Raw genomic sequence first — 15,522 nt, 5'->3', positions numbered from 1 at the left:
ATGACCGATCCGATCCCAAGGCCCCGGACCGTCGGCCCCGGCCATGGCCTGGCCGCCGGCGCGCGCTGGCGGGCGCGGGGGCTGGTGGCGGCGCTGGGCGCGCTGGCGGCGCTGGGGCAGGCGCCGCTCGGCCTGTGGGTCGTGACGCTGCCGGCGCTGGCGGTGATCTTCGCGCGGGTGGTCGCGGCGCCGCGGGCGCGGACGGCGGGGGCGCTCGCGCTCTGGGCCGGCGCGGGGCATTTCGCCACCGCGATGTTCTGGATCGTCGAGCCGTTCATGGTCGAGCCCGAGCGCGACGGCTGGATGGCGCCCTTCGCGCTGCCGATGATGGCCTTCGGGATGGCGCTGTTCTGGGCGCTGCCGGCGATGGGCGCGCACCGGCTGGGGGGCGAGGGCGATCGGGGCCGGGCAGGGCGGCTGGCCGCTCTTGCCGTGCTGCTGGCGCTGTCGGACCTGCTCCGCGGCTACATCTTCACCGGCTTTCCCTGGGCGCTGTTCGGCCATGTCTGGATCGGCTCGCCGGTCGCGCAGCTGGCCGCGCTGGGCGGGCCGGTGGCGCTGTCGCTGCTGACGGTGGGGCTGGCCGCGCTTGCCGCCGCCGCGCCGCGCCGGGGCGGGCTCGCGGCCGTCGCGATCGTCGCCGCGGCCTGGGCGGGGGGCGCTTGGCGGCTCTCGACCCTGCCGGGCGTCGCGCCCGACGCGCCGGTGATCCGCCTGGTGCAGCCCAATGCCGCGCAGGCGCTGAAATGGCTGCCGGGGATGCCGCAGCACTTTTTCGAGCGCCTGCTGGCGCTGACCGCGCAGTCGCCCGAGGCCGGCAGGCCGCGCCCCGATCTCGTGCTCTGGCCCGAGACCTCGGTCGCCTGGCCGCTGAACGATCCCGGCCCGGTGCTGGGCATGATCGCCGATGCCGCGGGCGGTCCGCCGGTCGTGGTCGGCATCCAGCGCGAGGAGGGGCGTCGCTATTACAACTCGCTCGCCGTGATCGGGCCGGGGGGCGCGGTGGGGGCGGTCTACGACAAGCACCACCTCGTGCCCTTCGGCGAATACATCCCCTTCGGCGACCTCGCCGCCCGCTTCGGCATCACCGCCTTCGCCGCGCAGATGGGGTCGGGCTACAGCGCCGGCCCGGGGCCGCAGATCATCGACTTCGGCGGCGCGATCGGCCCGGCGCTGCCGCTGATCTGCTACGAGGCGGTGTTCCCGCAGGACATCCTCGACGCGCCGGGCCGGCCGCGCTGGCTGCTGCAGGCGACGAACGACGCGTGGTTCGGATCGCTCGCCGGGCCCTACCAGCATCTGGCGCAGGCGCGGCTGCGCGCGGTCGAGCAGGGGCTGCCCCTGCTGCGCGTCGCCAACACCGGCGTCTCGGCGGTGATCGACGCGGGCGGGCGGGTGCTGGCCTCGCTGCCGCTCGACACCGAGGGGATGCTGGACGCGCGGCTGCCGCCGTCGCTGGCGCCGACGCCTTACGCCCGCACCGGCGACCTGCCGGTCGCGGGGCTGCTGCTGGTCGCGCTGGCGGGGCTGGTCCTGCGCCGCCGCCGCCAGCGGGACTGAGGTCTGCCCCCGGGGGCCCCGGGCGGCGCCACGGACCGGTCCGCACCCGACGACATGCCAGAGCACAGACCCGCCCGCGCACCGGCCCGACCCATGGGCTCGTGCGCTGCAAAACCGCGGTTGACGCTGCGGTCATTCGGCCATTGACCCCACCCCCGCCCGGGCGTAGGCAAGCTCACCTGCCCCTCACAACGGCTTCCTGGCGTGACGGGGTCAATCGAATGGAGCGCTTCCCCATGACTCGTCAAAGCTACATCTTCACCTCCGAGTCCGTCTCGGAGGGCCATCCCGACAAGGTCTGCGACCGGATCTCGGATGCCGTCCTCGACGCCTTCCTGTCCGAGGAGCCCAACGCCCGCGTCGCCTGCGAAACCTTCGCCACCACCAACCAGGTCGTCGTCGGCGGCGAGGTTGGCCTGTCCGACAAGACCAAGCTTGCCGAGTACATGGGGAAGATCGACCAGATCGTGCGCGACTGCGTGCGTGACATCGGCTACGAGCAGGACGAATTCCACTGGGCGACGCTGAAGGTCGCCAACTTCCTGCACCCGCAGTCCGCGCATATCGCGCAGGGCGTCGACAAGGACGGCGCCGGCGACCAGGGCATCATGTTCGGCTATGCCTGCGAGGAGACGCCGGTGCTGATGCCCGCGCCGATCCACTACAGCCACGCCATCCTCAAGCGCCTGACCGAGGCGCGCAAATCGGGCAACGAGCCCACGCTCGGCCCCGATGCCAAGTCGCAGCTGAGCCTGCGCTACGAGAACGGCGTGCCGGTCGAGGTGACGCAGCTCGTGCTCTCGACCCAGCACACCGATGCCCGCCAGACCTCGGCCGACATCCGCGCCATCGTCGAGCCCTACATCCGCGAAGTGCTGCCCGAGGGCTGGCTGACCGACAAGACCGAATGGTGGGTCAACCCGACCGGCACCTTCGTGATCGGCGGCCCGGACGGCGACGCGGGCCTGACGGGCCGCAAGATCATCGTCGACACCTATGGCGGCGCGGCCCCGCATGGCGGCGGCGCCTTCTCGGGCAAGGACCCGACCAAGGTCGACCGCTCGGCGGCCTATGCCGCGCGCTACCTGGCGAAGAACGTCGTCGCCTCGGGCATGGCCAAGCGCTGCACGATCCAGCTGGCCTATGCGATCGGTGTCGCCCGGCCGCTCGCGATCTATGCCGAGACCTATGGCACCGGCGAAGTGTCCGAGGCCGAGATCGAGCGCGCCGTCGCCGCCTCGATGGATCTCACCCCGCGCGGGATCCGCGAGCACCTGCAGCTGAACCGCCCGATCTACCAGCGCACCGCGGCCTACGGCCATTTCGGGCGCCAGCCCGACAATGACGGCGGCTTCTCGTGGGAGAAGACCGACCTCATCGACGCGCTGAAGAAGGCGGTCTGACCATGGCGAAGACCGACGTCTCCGGACTGACGCAGCTTGGCGCGAACGTCGGTCTTCCCGCCTCGCCGGAAGAGGCGGTGCTGGAACGGGTGCCCGCCTCGCATCCGGGCGCGAACTACTGCGTGCGCTTCACCGCGCCCGAGTTCACCTCGCTCTGCCCGCTGACCGGGCAGCCCGATTTCGCGCATCTGATGATCGACTACATCCCCGGCGACTGGCTGGTGGAATCGAAGTCGCTGAAGCTCTACCTCGGGTCGTTCCGCAATCACGGCGCCTTCCACGAGACCTGTTCGGTCGAGATCGCGAAGACCCTGGTCGACCTGCTCGACCCGGTCTGGCTGCGCATCGGTGCCTACTGGTATCCGCGCGGCGGCATCCCGATCGACGTGTTCTGGCAGACCGGCGCGCCGCCCGAGGGCGCCTGGATCCCCGAACAGGGCGTGCCGCCCTATCGCGGCCGCGGCTGACAAAGGGTCAGCGCCTCTGGCGCGATAGTCCTTGGCCGTCTTCGCGCCAGGGTGGTATTTTGCAGGGGCGGGCCGAAGTGGTCCGCCTTTGTGCTTCTGATACCTTCCACTGCGCTATTTTCAGACTGTTCCATTTTCAACCGATGTCCCTCGGGGCGCTCTTCGGCCCCGTCCGACGCCTGTCGACCCGAAGCCATGCGGGGTGTGATCGCCCCGGACGTCCCGCCCGGACCGCCCCGGACCGGGAGGCTTCGGGCCGGGCGCGCACCGCGCGGGACATCCGTCTTGCAAGGACGACACCATGGACGATTTTCACCAGTTTCCCGTGACCGAACCGCAGTACACCGGCCGCATCCTGATGGTCGGCCGGCCCGACGACAGCAGCGCCGCCACGCGCGAGATGAAGCGCGCCGCCGGGCTGACCATCGCCTCGTCGCTGGACTTCAAGGACCAGGACACGGGGGCCGAGGCGCCCGCGGGCGCCGACGGGGTGTTTCTCAACGAGATCGGCGTGACGATCCTGTCCGAGGCCGCCGACCCGGCCGCGGTCAGCCGCCTCGCCTCGCTCAATCTCTTCGCCGAGGGGCTGGCGGGCGAGATCGAGGGGCCGATCGCCGAGCCCGAGCAGTATGTCTATGCGCTGGCCGATGATGGCCGGTCCTACCTGCGCGGCTTCCGCGACGCGACCAACGCGATGGTCGAGGGGATGCTGGCGGGGGACCTGGACCCGGACGAGGCCGCGCAGGCGCTGCCCGGCGCGCCGATCCTGCGCCCGACGCTGCCGATCGGCACCCCGCCCGCGACCTGGGGGCTGAAGGCCTGCCACGTGGTGCGCCCCGCCATCGGCCTGGTGTCGCAGCCCTATTCAGGCCGCGGCATCCGCGTCGCGGTGCTGGACACCGGCATGGATCTGGGCCACCGCGACTTCGCCGGCCGCACGATCCGCGCGGCCAGCTTCGTGCCCGGCGAGGCGGTGAACGACCTGCACAGCCACGGCACCCACTGCATCGGCACCGCCTGCGGGCCGCGCGCGCCGGTCGATCCGGCGGTGGTGCGCTACGGCATCGCCCACGAGGCCGAGATCTGGGCGGGCAAGGTGCTGTCGAACGCCGGCTCGGGGCAGGACGGCTGGATCCTGGCCGGGATCAACTGGGCCGTGGCCAACGGCTGCCAGGTGGTGTCGATGTCGCTGGGCGCCCCGGTGGCGATCGGCTCGACCGGCTATCCGGCCGCCTACGAGGCGGCGGCGCGCGCGGCGCTGGCGCGGGGCACGCTGATCGTCGCCGCGGCCGGAAACGACAGCTCGGGCGGGCTCAGGCCGGTGTCGCGGCCGGCGAACTGCCCCTCGATCATGGCAGTCGGCGCGGTGGGCGAGACGCTGGCGCGGGCCGGGTTCTCGAACGTGGGCATGTACGCGCCGCATGGCAGCGTCGACATCGCCGGTCCCGGCGTCGGGGTGCTGTCCTCGGTGCCCGGCGGCGGCCATGGCACCAAGAGCGGCACCTCGATGGCGACGCCGCATGTCGCGGGGATCGCGGCGCTGTACGCGCAGTCCTCGGCCCGGCTGCGCGGCGCGGCGCTGTGGCAGGCGCTGACCGCGCATGCCCAGAGCCTGCCGAGCCAGCCCGCGACCCATGTCGGGGCCGGGCTGGTGCAGGCGCCGCGGGTGCTGCGGCGGCTGCCGATCGCGCCGCTGCTGCCGATCCGGCTGCGCGAGGCCGGCGCGCCGGCGGCGCAGGACGCATGAGTGCGGGGGAGGACATGCCCGACGACGCAACGATCCGCTACGTTGTCACCTGCTCCGACCTCGCGGCGGCGCGGCGGGCGGCGGGATCGCTCGGCATCGCGATCGACGACGAGATGGGGGCGCTGGGCCTTCTGACCGTGCGCGCGACCGCGCGCCTGGCCGCGCGGCTCGCGGCCTCGCCCGGCGTCGAGGCGGTCGAGCCCGAGGGCATGATGCGCACCCAGTAAATCCGGCCCGCGGCCTTGACCGCCGCGCCCCGGCTGGACTAGAGGCCCCGGATCACTTCGATCCGGGGCCCTTCGCGATGACCGACAAGACCGACCCGACGCCAGATCACGGCGGCACGCCCGGCGACGACCGCCGCGTGCCCGGCATTCCGGCCGCCAAGTCCACGGTCTCGGCCGACGGCGCCTGGCGCAACTTCTACGGCCGCCGCGCCGGCAAGACGCTGCGCGGCAGCCAGCGCGGCTATCTGGCCGAGGATCTCGAGGAGCTGCGCCCGCACGGGGTCAGCCGCGAGGAGAACGCCGACCGCCACCCGCTGGACCCGGCCACGATCTTCGGCAACGACCGCCCGGTCTGGGTCGAGATCGGCTTTGGCGGCGGCGAGCATCTGGTGCACATGGCCGCGCGCTATCCGCAGGTGAACATCATCGGCTGCGAGCCGTTCATCAACGGCGTGGCGATGCTGCTGGGCAAGATCCGCGCCGCCGGGGTGACGAACCTTGCCGTGCATCCCGGCGATGCGCGCGACCTGTTCGACGTGCTGCCGGAGGGCTGCCTCGACAAGGCGTTCCTGAACTATCCCGATCCCTGGCCGAAGCGGCGCCACCACCGCCGCCGCTTCGTCACGCCCGAACACCTGCTGCCGCTGCACCGGCTGCTGCGCCCGGGCGCCGAGTTCCGGGTGGCGACCGACATCCCCGACTACATGCGCCAGACGCTCGAGGAGGTGCCCCCGGCCGGCTTCGCGCTGGTCGCCCACGGCGGCACGGCCTGGGACGACTGGCTGTCGACCCGCTACGAGCAGAAGGCGCTGCGCGAGGGCAGGGTGCCCGACTACGCGACCTTCCGGCGGCTCTGACCCGGTTGCTGACCCGACTGCTGACCCGGTTGCTGACCCGACTGCTCGTGCGGTGCGGACACGGCAACGGCACGGCGCCGGCGCCTTGTTGCGGGGCAAATCATTGAGATGGAATTAAAATCCCCGGTTCCGCTGGCGGCGGGCCGGGGATTTGCCTATTATGTCGGCAGCGTGAAAACACCCTTGCGTTTGCTGCAGGGCGGGGTTGCAGCGGGGGCCATTGCGCGAGTCGCTCGCGGCAGGCATATGGAGAGCACGCGATGTGAACAACATCGCAGCGGAATTCCAGAGGCTCCTCCTCCTCCCTGAGCCTCGGGATCAAGCGGCGGCCCCCTCCTCCTCCCTGGGGCCGCCGCGTCTCCGCCTCCCCCAAGACCTTCAGGATCTCGATCTGGTCGTCGGCTCGTCTCGTGTCCTCCGCGCCTGCCCCGGGGCTCGCTGCGGACTGCGGTGTGGAAGGGGGCGCTGCCCCCTCTTGGCCTGCGGCCAATTCACCCCCGGGATATTTGCGCAAAGTCGAAAGCGCAGGGGGTCGGCAAGGGGGGACGGGGGAGGCGCGCCTCCCCCGGACTGTGTCACTGCGCGAGGATGGTCTCGAGGCTGTCGTGCTCGGCCACGAAATGACCGGGCGCCACTTCCGACAGCCGCGGCAGGTAGCCCGCGTCGCCGCGCCGCGACGGCAGGAAGCGCAGCTGCGCGCCGGGGGTGAGCGGCGAGGGCAGCTCGCCCGGCAGGCGCAGGCGGGTGCGCGCGCGCTCGAGCCCCGGGTCCGGGATCGGCACCGCCGAGATCAGCGCCCGGGTGTAGGGATGCAGCGGCGTCTCGTAGATCCGGTCGCGGTCGGCGAATTCGACGACGCGGCCGAGGTACAGGACCAGGATCCGGTGCGAGATCTCGCGCACCACGGCAAGGTCGTGGCTGATGAACAGCATCGCCATGCCGAACTCGGCCTGAAGCTCGCGCAGCAGGTCCAGCACCTGCGCCTGGATCGAGACGTCGAGCGCCGAGACCGCCTCGTCGCAGACGATCAGCTTCGGGGTGTTGATCATCGCGCGGGCGATGCCGACGCGCTGGTTCTGGCCGCCCGACAGCTCGTGCGGGTAGCGGTTCTGCATGGTCGCGGGCAGGCCCACGCGGTCCATCATCGCCAGCACCTTCGCGCGGCGTTCCGAGCGGGTGAGCTGCGGCTGGAAGGTCTTGAGCGGTTCCGCGATCGACTGGGCGATGGTCATGCGCGGGTCGAGCGAGGCGAGCGGGTCCTGGAACACGATCTGCAGGTCGCGCCGGCTGTCCTTCAGCGCCTTGGCATCCATCGCCGTCAGGTCGCGGCCGAGCCAGGCCACCGAGCCGTCGGTCGGCGGGATCAGCTGCAGCACCGCGCGGGCGAGGGTCGACTTGCCGCAGCCCGATTCGCCGACGATCCCCAGCGTCTCGCCGGCGCGCAGGTCGAAGCTGACGCCGTCGACGGCCTTGAGGTCGACCTTGCGACCGAAGAGCCCCTGCTGCAGCTTGATCGGGAAATGGACCTTCACGTCCTTCACGTCGAGGATCTGCGCGCCGCGGATGTCGGCGCCGCCGCCGTCCGCACGGGCGGGGTCGCGGGCGGCGTCGGTGCGGATCCTGTCGATGCGCGGCATCGCGTCGATCAGCTGGCGGGTGTAGGCCTCGCGCGGGGCGGCGAAGATCTCGGTCGCGCTGCCCTGTTCGACATACTGGCCGTGGCGCATGACCTGGATGCGGTCGCACATCCGCGCGACCACGCCCATGTCATGGGTGATCAGCGCGATCGCGGTGCCGGTCTCGCGCTGCAGGCCCGCCATCAGGTCGAGGATCTCGGCCTGCACGGTGACGTCGAGCGCGGTGGTGGGCTCGTCCGCGATCAGCAACCGCGGGCTGCACAGCATCGCCATCGCGATCATCACCCGCTGGCGCATGCCCCCCGACAGCTCGTGCGGATATTGCGCGAAACGTCGTGCCGCGTCGGAGATGCGGACGCGGTCGAGCCAGTCGAGCGAGATCTGCCGCGCCTCGGACCCCTTCAGGCCCTTGTGATGCGCCAGCACCTCGCCCAGCTGCTGGCCCACGGTCAGGTGCGGGGTCAGCGCGGTCAGCGGGTCCTGGAAGATCATCGACACGTCGGCGCCGCGGATGCGCCCGGCCTCGGAGGCGGGCAGCGACAGCAGGTCGCGCCCGTCGAAGCGGAACGACCCGCTGGCGCGGCCGTTGCGCGCGAGAAGCCCCATCGCGGCCATCATCGTCTGGCTCTTGCCCGAGCCGCTTTCGCCGACGATCCCCAGGCATTCGCCGGCTTCGATGTCGAAGCTGACGCCCTTCACCGCCGCGACCGGGCCGTCGCCGGTCTGGAAGGTGACGGTCAGATCCCTTGCTTCCACGAGTGCCATATCAGCGGTCCTTCGGGTCGAGCGCGTCGCGCAGGCCGTCACCGATGAAGAACATCGAGACGATGGTGATCAGGAAGAAGACGAGCGGGAAGGCCAGCTGCCAGACCGTCCCGTAGGTGATGGTCGCGGCCCCGGCCGAGATCAGCGCGCCGAGCGAGGTCGCGGGTTCCTGCACGCCGAGGCCGAGGAACGAGATGAAGCTTTCGGTCAGGATGATCTGCGGCACCAGCAGCGAGGCATAGACCACGACGACGCCCAGCAGGTTCGGCACGATGTGGCGCAGGATGATCGTCATCGGCCCGACGCCCGAGGCGCGGGCGGCCTCGATGAACTCGCGACCGCGCAAGCTCAGGGTCTGGCCGCGCACGATGCGGCTCATCTCCAGCCAGCTGACGAGGCCGATGCCGACGAAGAGCATGTAGAAGCTGCGCCCGAACATCACCAGAAGCAGGATGATGACGAACATCGAGGGCACCGCCAGCAGGATGTCGACGGCGCGCATCATCAGGTTGTCGGTCCGCCCGCCGAGGTAGCCCGCGACCGCGCCATAGAGCGTGCCGATCACCACCGAGACGAAGGCGCCGATGACGCCCACGATCAGCGAGGTTCCCGTCGCCTGGATCACGCGGGAATACATGTCGCGGCCCAGCTCATCGAGGCCGAAGAAATGCCCGGTCGCGAGCGAGGGCTGGCCCTGTCCCGCCACGTCGCCCATCAGCGCCCAGTCGATCTCCTCGTTCGAGAAGCGGGCGAAGAGCGGGCCGATCAGGACGAAGGCGACGACGGCGACCAGCGCCACGACGGCGGCGACGGCGGCCTTGTTGCGCATGAAGCGCCGCGCGGCATCGAGCCAGAGCGAGCGGCCCTTGACCTCAGTGTCGGTCAGGTGCTCGGCGATCCGGTCCATCCGGGTTTCGGGGGTCATGTCGGGGCCCTCAGTAACGGATCTTGGGATCGAGCCAGGCATAGGCCACGTCCGTGATCAGGTTGAACAGGATGGTGAGCGCCCCGTAGAGGATCGTCAGGCCCAGCATCACCGAATAGTCGCGGTTGAGCGCCGAGTTCACGTAGAACAGCCCGATGCCGCCGGTCGAGAAGTACATGTCGATCACCACCGAGCCGGTGATCATGCCGACGAAGGCGGGGCCGAGGTAGCTGACCACCGGCATCATCGTGGGCTTCATCGCGTGGCGCCACACGACGGTGCGGGCGGGCAGGCCCTTGGCCTTGGCGGTGCGGATGAAGTTGGCGTTCAGCACTTCCAGCATCGACGAGCGGGTGATCCGCGCGATCGAGGCCATGAACGAGGTCGAGAGCGCGATCACCGGCATCACCAGGTAGGGCCAGGCCCCGCCGTTCCAGCCGCCGCCCGGCAGCCAGCCAAGCTTCCAGGTGAAGACGATCACCAGGATCGGGGCCATGACGAAGTTCGGCAGCGCCTGGGCCGAGAAGCTGACGCCGACGGCGAGGTAGTCGAGCCAGGTGTTCTGGCGCAGCGCCGCGGCGACGCCGAGCGAGACGCCGACGATGACGGCGACGATGAACGACAGCGTGCCGTAGGTCAGCGTGACCGGGAAGCCCTGCGCGATGATGCCGTTCACGGTGCGGTCGCGGTAGACGAAGCTTGGCCCGAAGTCGAAGCGGGTCACCACGTTCACCAGGTAGTCCCACATCTGGATCACCAGCGGCTGGTCGAGGCCGTAGCGCGCCTCGATGTTGGCCATGACCTGCGGGGGCAGGGCGCGTTCCGAGGTGAAGGGGCTGCCGGGGGCCGCGTGCATCAGCAGGAAGCACACGACGATCAGGATCAGAAGCGTCGGGATCGCGATCAGCAATCGCCGCAGGATGTAGGTGAGCATGAGGAGGACCCGCTAACGGCCGGGAAGGCTTTGGAAATCATATGGTCCGAGACCCCGCCCGCGCAGTCCGCGGGCAGGGTTCTGTCAGACCTTGGGGGATCGTGGCGGCTTACTCGGCCTTGATCCACATGTCCTTGACGTACCAGTTCTGCTCGACGTTGTTGGTCGGGTAGTTCCCGACGTCGCTGTCCAGCATGTAGACGCCCGCGTAGTGGTAGACCGGGATCACCGGCATGTCCTCGGCGAGGATCTGCTCGACCTGGGTGTAGTCGGCCTGCGGGTCGTCGGCGGTCTTGGCGTCGGCCATCAGCTCGTCGACCTTGGGGTTGGCGTACTTGCCGTCGTTGTAGCCCGACTGGCTGACCAGAAGGTCGAGGAAGGTCGAGGCCTCGTTGTAGTCGCCGCACCAGGCGCCGCGGGCCATGTCGAAGTTCTGCTGGCCGCGGGTGTCGAGGAAGGTCTTCCACTCCATGTTGGCGAGGTTGGCCTGCACGCCCAGCTTCTGCTTCCACATCTGCGACATCGCCACGGCGATCTTCTGGTGATCCTCCGAGGTGTTGTAGAGCATGTCGAAGGTCAGCGGGTTCGACGCGTCATAGCCCGCCTCGGCCAGCAGCTCCTTGGCCTTGGCGTCACGCTCGGCCTGGGTCATCGAGGCCGCGGGCACGTCCGGCACCTGGAAGTTCGCGGTCGCGGCCGGGGTGAAGGTGTAGGCGGGCGGCTGGCCGCCGGCGAGCACGTTCTTGGTGATGATGTCGCGGTCGATGGCAAGCGACAGCGCCTGGCGCACCTTCACGTCCTTGAACGCCTCGGGGCCCTGATCGCTGAGGTTGAAGGTGTAGTAATAGTTGCACAGCCGCGGGAAGCTGACCGCCTCGTCCGGGTGCTCCTTCTGCATGCGCGGGAACTGGCCCGCGGGCATCTCGGTGCGGTCCAGCTCGCCCGCCAGGAACCGGGTCAGCGCCTGGCTCTCGTCGTTGATCACCAGCGTGACGAAGGTTTCGATCGTGACGTTGCCGGCGTCCCAGTACTCGGGGTTCTTCACCGCCACCGTGCGCTCGTTCGGCACGTGCTCTTTCAGCATGTAGGCGCCGTTCGACACGATGTGCTCGGGCGCGGTCCACTGGTCGCCGAACTCCTCGATCACCGCCTTCGGCGCCGGGTAGGTCGTGGTGTGGCTGGTCATCTGCACGAAATAGGGGATCGGGGTCGACAGCGTGACCTCGAAGGTCTTGTCGTCGACGGCCTTCACGCCCAGCTCGGACGGCTGCTTCTTGCCGTCGATGATGTCCTGGGCATTCGCGATCGACATCAGCCCCATGTACCACTGGTATTCCGACGCGGTCGCGGGATCGATCGCGCGCTGCCAGGCGTAGACGAAGTCGCCCGCCGTGACCGGGTCGCCGTTCGACCATTTCGCGTCGCGCAGGTGGAAGGTGTAGGTCAGCTTGTCGTCGCTGACGTCCCAGCTTTCGGCGACGCCGGGGATGACCTCGCCCTCGGCGTTCTGGTTGGTGAGCCCCTCGAAGAGCTGGCGCGCGATGTCCGAGCCCGAGACGTCCTCGATCAGCTGCGGATCGAGCGAGGACTGTTCGTCGAGCATGCGGATCGTCAGCGTCTGGTCGGCGGCAAGCGCGCTGCCGTCGGGCGCGGTCGCCTGCGCGGCGGCCGGTCCGGCCAGGACGGTCGTGGCAAGAAGAACGGCCGACAGGCCCGTGATCCGTGCGTTCATGAGAAAACCCCTGATGGTTTCGATGTCGGGTTGTGCGGGTGTCAGGTGTGGCCGGTTGCCCCGGCCTCTCCCCCCTGGCGCCCCTGCAAGCGGAAGGCTGTATCAAAACGTCGCACCCGCGCACTGTCGATGTTGCCTCGGCGTCAGCGTCCCGGGCGGCGGAACCCCGCGCATGACGCCATTTTCCGAAGTCATTCCGCCGGTTTGGCCGCTCCGCGCCGGGGCGCTTTCGGGCCAACTGCATGCAGGCTCATCAATTCGTGATCGCCCCCCGGCGCCGCGCGACCTTCGCAAAAGGCCGGGGCGGCGCCCGGGCCGCCCCGCGAAGGACGTGGCGGCAGCCGGGCGGTGCCGCCACGTTCGCGCTGAAGCGCGGGGCGGTTTGCCGGATGCTGGACCAAGGCGACAGCCGACTCGCGGACCGGGAGGGGTCCGCCGGCAGCCCCCGGGGGAGCGGGGGCGTCGCACCATGGGGACCAGGCCGGGAGGATGCCGATGTTCCACCACTCGATGCGCTTCGATCTCGGCGACGAGATCGACGCGCTGCGCGACACCGTGCACGCCTGGGCACAGGCCCGGGTCAAGCCGCAGGCGGCGGCGATCGACCGCGACAACGTCTTTCCCGCCGCGCTCTGGCGCGAGATGGGCGAGCTTGGTCTTCTGGGCATCACCGTGCCCGAGGAGTACGGCGGCGCCGGCATGGGCTATCTCGCCCATGTCGTCGCGGTCGAGGAGATCGCGCGGGCCTCGGCCTCGGTCTCGCTCAGCTACGGCGCGCATTCGAACCTGTGCGTGAACCAGATCAAGCTGAACGCCAGCCCGGCGCAGAAGGCGCGCTATCTGCCCGGGCTCGTCTCGGGCGAGCGGGTCGGCGCGCTGGCGATGTCCGAGGCGGGATCGGGCTCGGACGTGGTGTCGATGCGGCTGCGCGCCGAGCCGCGCGGCAACGGCTGGGTGCTGAACGGCACCAAGTACTGGATCACCAACGGCCCCGATGCCGACCTGCTGGTGGTCTATGCCAAGACCGACCCCGAGGCGGGATCGAAGGGCATCACCGCCTTCCTGGTCGAGCGCGACATGCCCGGCTTCTCGACCAGCGGGCATTTCGACAAGCTGGGGATGCGCGGGTCGAACACGGCCGAGCTGGTGTTCGACGGCGTCGAGGTCTCGGGCGAGAACGTGCTGGGCGAGGTCGGGCGCGGGGTGCGGGTGCTGATGTCGGGGCTCGACTTCGAACGGGTCGTGCTGGCGGGGATCGGCACCGGGATCATGGCGGCCTGCCTCGACGAGGTGATGCCCTACATGGTCGAGCGGCGCCAGTTCGGCCAGCCGATCGGGTCGTTCCAGCTGATGCAGGGCAAGATCGCCGACATGTACACGGCGCTGAACTCGGCCCGCGCCTATGTCTACGAGGTGGCGCGCGCCTGCGACCGCGGCCGCGTCACCCGCGCCGATGCCGCCGCCTGCGTGCTTTACGCCAGCGAGCAGGCGATGGTGCAGGCGCATCAGGCGGTGCAGGCGATGGGCGGGGCGGGATTCCTTGCCGACAGCACCGTCAGCCGGCTGTTCCGCGACGCCAAGCTGATGGAGATCGGCGCCGGCACCTCCGAGATCCGGCGGATGCTGATCGGGCGCGAGCTGATGGGGGCGCAGGGGGCATGAGCGTGATCCGGTCGCAGGTGCTGACGGGCGGGCCCGAGTTCGCCGCCAATGCCGCCGCGCAGGGCCGCGCGCTGGACGAGATCGCGGCGGCGGTGGCCGCGGCGCGGGCCGGGGGCGGGCAGGCGGCGGCCGACCGCCACGCCGGGCGCGGCAAGATGCTGCCGCGCGACCGGGTCACGGCGCTTCTCGATCCCGGCGCGCCCTTCCTCGAGATCGGCGCCACCGCCGCGCATGGCCTCTACGGCGGCGAGGTGCCGGGGGCGGGGGTGATCGCGGGCGTCGGCCGCGTCGCCGGGCGCGAGGTGATGGTGCTGGCCAACGACGCCACCGTGAAGGGCGGGACCTATTTCCCGATGACGGTGAAGAAGCACCTGCGCGCGCAGGAGATCGCGGCCGAGAACCACCTGCCCTGCGTCTATCTCGTCGACAGCGGCGGGGCGAACCTGCCCAACCAGGACGAGGTCTTCCCCGACCGCGACCATTTCGGCCGGATCTTCTACAACCAGGCCCGGATGAGCGCGGCGAACATCCCCCAGATCGCGGTGGTGATGGGCAGCTGCACCGCCGGCGGCGCCTATGTGCCGGCGATGTCGGATGTCACCATCATCGTGCGCGGGCAGGGGACGATCTTCCTGGCCGGCCCCCCGCTCGTGCGCGCGGCCACCGGCGAGGTGGTGACGGCCGAGGATCTGGGCGGCGGGGACCTGCACACGCGGCTGTCGGGCGTGGCCGACATGCTGGCCGAGGACGACGCCCATGCGCTGGCGCTCGCGCGGCAGGCGGTGGCCAGCCTCAACCGCCCGCGCCCGCCCGGGCTCGAGCGCGCCGCGCCCGAGCCGCCGCTCTATGACCCGGACGAGATGCTGGGCGTGGTGCCTGCCGACCTGCGCACCCCCTACGACATCCGCGAGGTGATCGCGCGCATCGTCGACGGCTCGCGCCTCGACGCGTTCAAGCCGCGCTACGGCGAGACGCTGGTGACGGGCTTTGCCCATGTGATGGGGATCCCCGTCGGCATCGTCGCGAACAACGGCGTGCTGTTCTCGGAAAGCGCGCAGAAGGGCGCGCATTTCGTCGAGCTGTGCTCGCAGCGCCGGATCCCGCTGGTGTTCTTGCAAAACATCACCGGCTTCATGGTCGGGCGCGCCTACGAGGCGGGCGGCATCGCCAAGGACGGCGCCAAGCTGGTAACGGCGGTGGCGACGACCTCGGTGCCGAAGGTGACGCTTCTGGTCGGCGGCTCGTTCGGGGCGGGCAACTACGGCATGTGCGGGCGCGCCTACCAGCCGCGGTTCCTGTGGACCTGGCCCGGCTCGCGGATCGCGGTGATGGGGGGCGAGCAGGCCGCGGGCGTTCTGGCCACCGTCCGGCGCGACGGGATCGAGCGCCGCGGCGGCCAGTGGTCGCCCGAGGACGAGGCCGCCTTCAAGGCGCCCACGATCGAGATGTTCGCGCGCCAGTCGCACCCGCTCTATGCCGCGGCGCGGCTCTGGGACGACGGCATCGTCGACCCGCGCCGCTCGCGCGAGGTGCTGGCGCTGTCGCTCGCCGCCAGCCTGAACGCGCCGATCGGCGACACGCGCTTCGGCGTGTTCCGGATGTGAGG

The 15,522-nt window shown here is 70.5% G+C and carries 12 protein-coding genes and 1 riboswitch; of the genes, 8 read left to right on the top strand and 4 right to left on the bottom strand.

Annotation, left to right across the window (positions count from 1 at the left end; translation table 11 throughout):
- From lnt to trmB, 6 genes are all read left to right on the top strand, one after another.
- Entirely contained in the window at positions 1 to 1,560 is a 1,560-nt protein-coding gene (lnt, locus tag V8J39_RS05785) for an apolipoprotein N-acyltransferase (protein WP_336459889.1), read from the top strand.
- A gap of 180 nt (positions 1,561 to 1,740) precedes the next feature.
- A riboswitch (SAM-SAH riboswitch) is annotated at positions 1,741 to 1,789 on the top strand.
- Between the two features lie 7 nt (positions 1,790 to 1,796).
- On the top strand, positions 1,797 to 2,963 hold the full coding sequence (gene metK / locus V8J39_RS05780) for a methionine adenosyltransferase (protein ID WP_336460211.1): 1,167 nt from the start codon (positions 1,797 to 1,799) through the stop codon (positions 2,961 to 2,963).
- 2 nt (positions 2,964 to 2,965) lie between these two features.
- Positions 2,966 to 3,430 (top strand): preQ(1) synthase, encoded by a 465-nt coding sequence (gene queF / locus V8J39_RS05775; RefSeq protein ID WP_336459888.1) that lies wholly within the window; start codon positions 2,966 to 2,968, stop codon positions 3,428 to 3,430.
- Positions 3,431 to 3,731: 301 nt separating this feature from the next.
- Positions 3,732 to 5,177 (top strand): S8 family serine peptidase, encoded by a 1,446-nt coding sequence (locus V8J39_RS05770; RefSeq protein WP_336459887.1) that lies wholly within the window; start codon positions 3,732 to 3,734, stop codon positions 5,175 to 5,177.
- A 14-nt stretch (positions 5,178 to 5,191) separates the two neighbouring features.
- Positions 5,192 to 5,404: a hypothetical protein gene (locus V8J39_RS05765; protein ID WP_336459886.1), complete on the top strand. Its 213-nt coding sequence runs from the start codon at positions 5,192 to 5,194 to the stop codon at positions 5,402 to 5,404.
- 77 nt (positions 5,405 to 5,481) lie between these two features.
- Positions 5,482 to 6,261 (top strand): tRNA (guanine(46)-N(7))-methyltransferase TrmB, encoded by a 780-nt coding sequence (gene trmB, locus V8J39_RS05760; RefSeq protein WP_336459885.1) that lies wholly within the window; start codon positions 5,482 to 5,484, stop codon positions 6,259 to 6,261.
- Positions 6,262 to 6,836: 575 nt separating this feature from the next.
- Here the strand turns inward: trmB and V8J39_RS05755 are convergent.
- From V8J39_RS05755 to V8J39_RS05740, 4 genes are all read right to left on the bottom strand, one after another.
- Positions 6,837 to 8,663, bottom strand: a complete 1,827-nt coding sequence (locus tag V8J39_RS05755) for an ABC transporter ATP-binding protein (RefSeq protein ID WP_336459884.1) — start codon at positions 8,661 to 8,663, stop codon at positions 6,837 to 6,839.
- Position 8,664: 1 nt separating this feature from the next.
- Positions 8,665 to 9,588, bottom strand: coding sequence for an ABC transporter permease subunit (locus tag V8J39_RS05750; protein ID WP_336459883.1), 924 nt, complete (start codon positions 9,586 to 9,588; stop codon positions 8,665 to 8,667).
- Positions 9,589 to 9,598: 10 nt separating this feature from the next.
- Positions 9,599 to 10,522, bottom strand: a complete 924-nt coding sequence (oppB, locus tag V8J39_RS05745; RefSeq protein WP_336459882.1) for an oligopeptide ABC transporter permease OppB — start codon at positions 10,520 to 10,522, stop codon at positions 9,599 to 9,601.
- A gap of 109 nt (positions 10,523 to 10,631) precedes the next feature.
- Positions 10,632 to 12,254 (bottom strand): peptide ABC transporter substrate-binding protein, encoded by a 1,623-nt coding sequence (locus V8J39_RS05740; RefSeq protein WP_336459881.1) that lies wholly within the window; start codon positions 12,252 to 12,254, stop codon positions 10,632 to 10,634.
- A gap of 495 nt (positions 12,255 to 12,749) precedes the next feature.
- Between V8J39_RS05740 and V8J39_RS05735 the strand changes: the two genes are divergently transcribed.
- Together V8J39_RS05735 and V8J39_RS05730 are read left to right on the top strand one after the other, a co-directional pair.
- Positions 12,750 to 13,916, top strand: coding sequence for an acyl-CoA dehydrogenase family protein (locus V8J39_RS05735; protein WP_336459880.1), 1,167 nt, complete (start codon positions 12,750 to 12,752; stop codon positions 13,914 to 13,916).
- A complete protein-coding gene (locus V8J39_RS05730) occupies positions 13,913 to 15,520 on the top strand; it encodes a carboxyl transferase domain-containing protein (RefSeq protein WP_336459879.1) in 1,608 nt (535 codons plus the stop codon). The genes V8J39_RS05735 and V8J39_RS05730 overlap by 4 nt, the downstream gene beginning before the upstream one ends.
- Positions 15,521 to 15,522 lie beyond the last annotated feature (2 nt).

The sequence above is a fragment of the Frigidibacter sp. MR17.24 genome, assembly GCF_037095655.1.
Classification (GTDB): domain Bacteria; phylum Pseudomonadota; class Alphaproteobacteria; order Rhodobacterales; family Rhodobacteraceae; genus Frigidibacter.
This window is presented reverse-complemented; position numbering and strand designations above follow the sequence as displayed.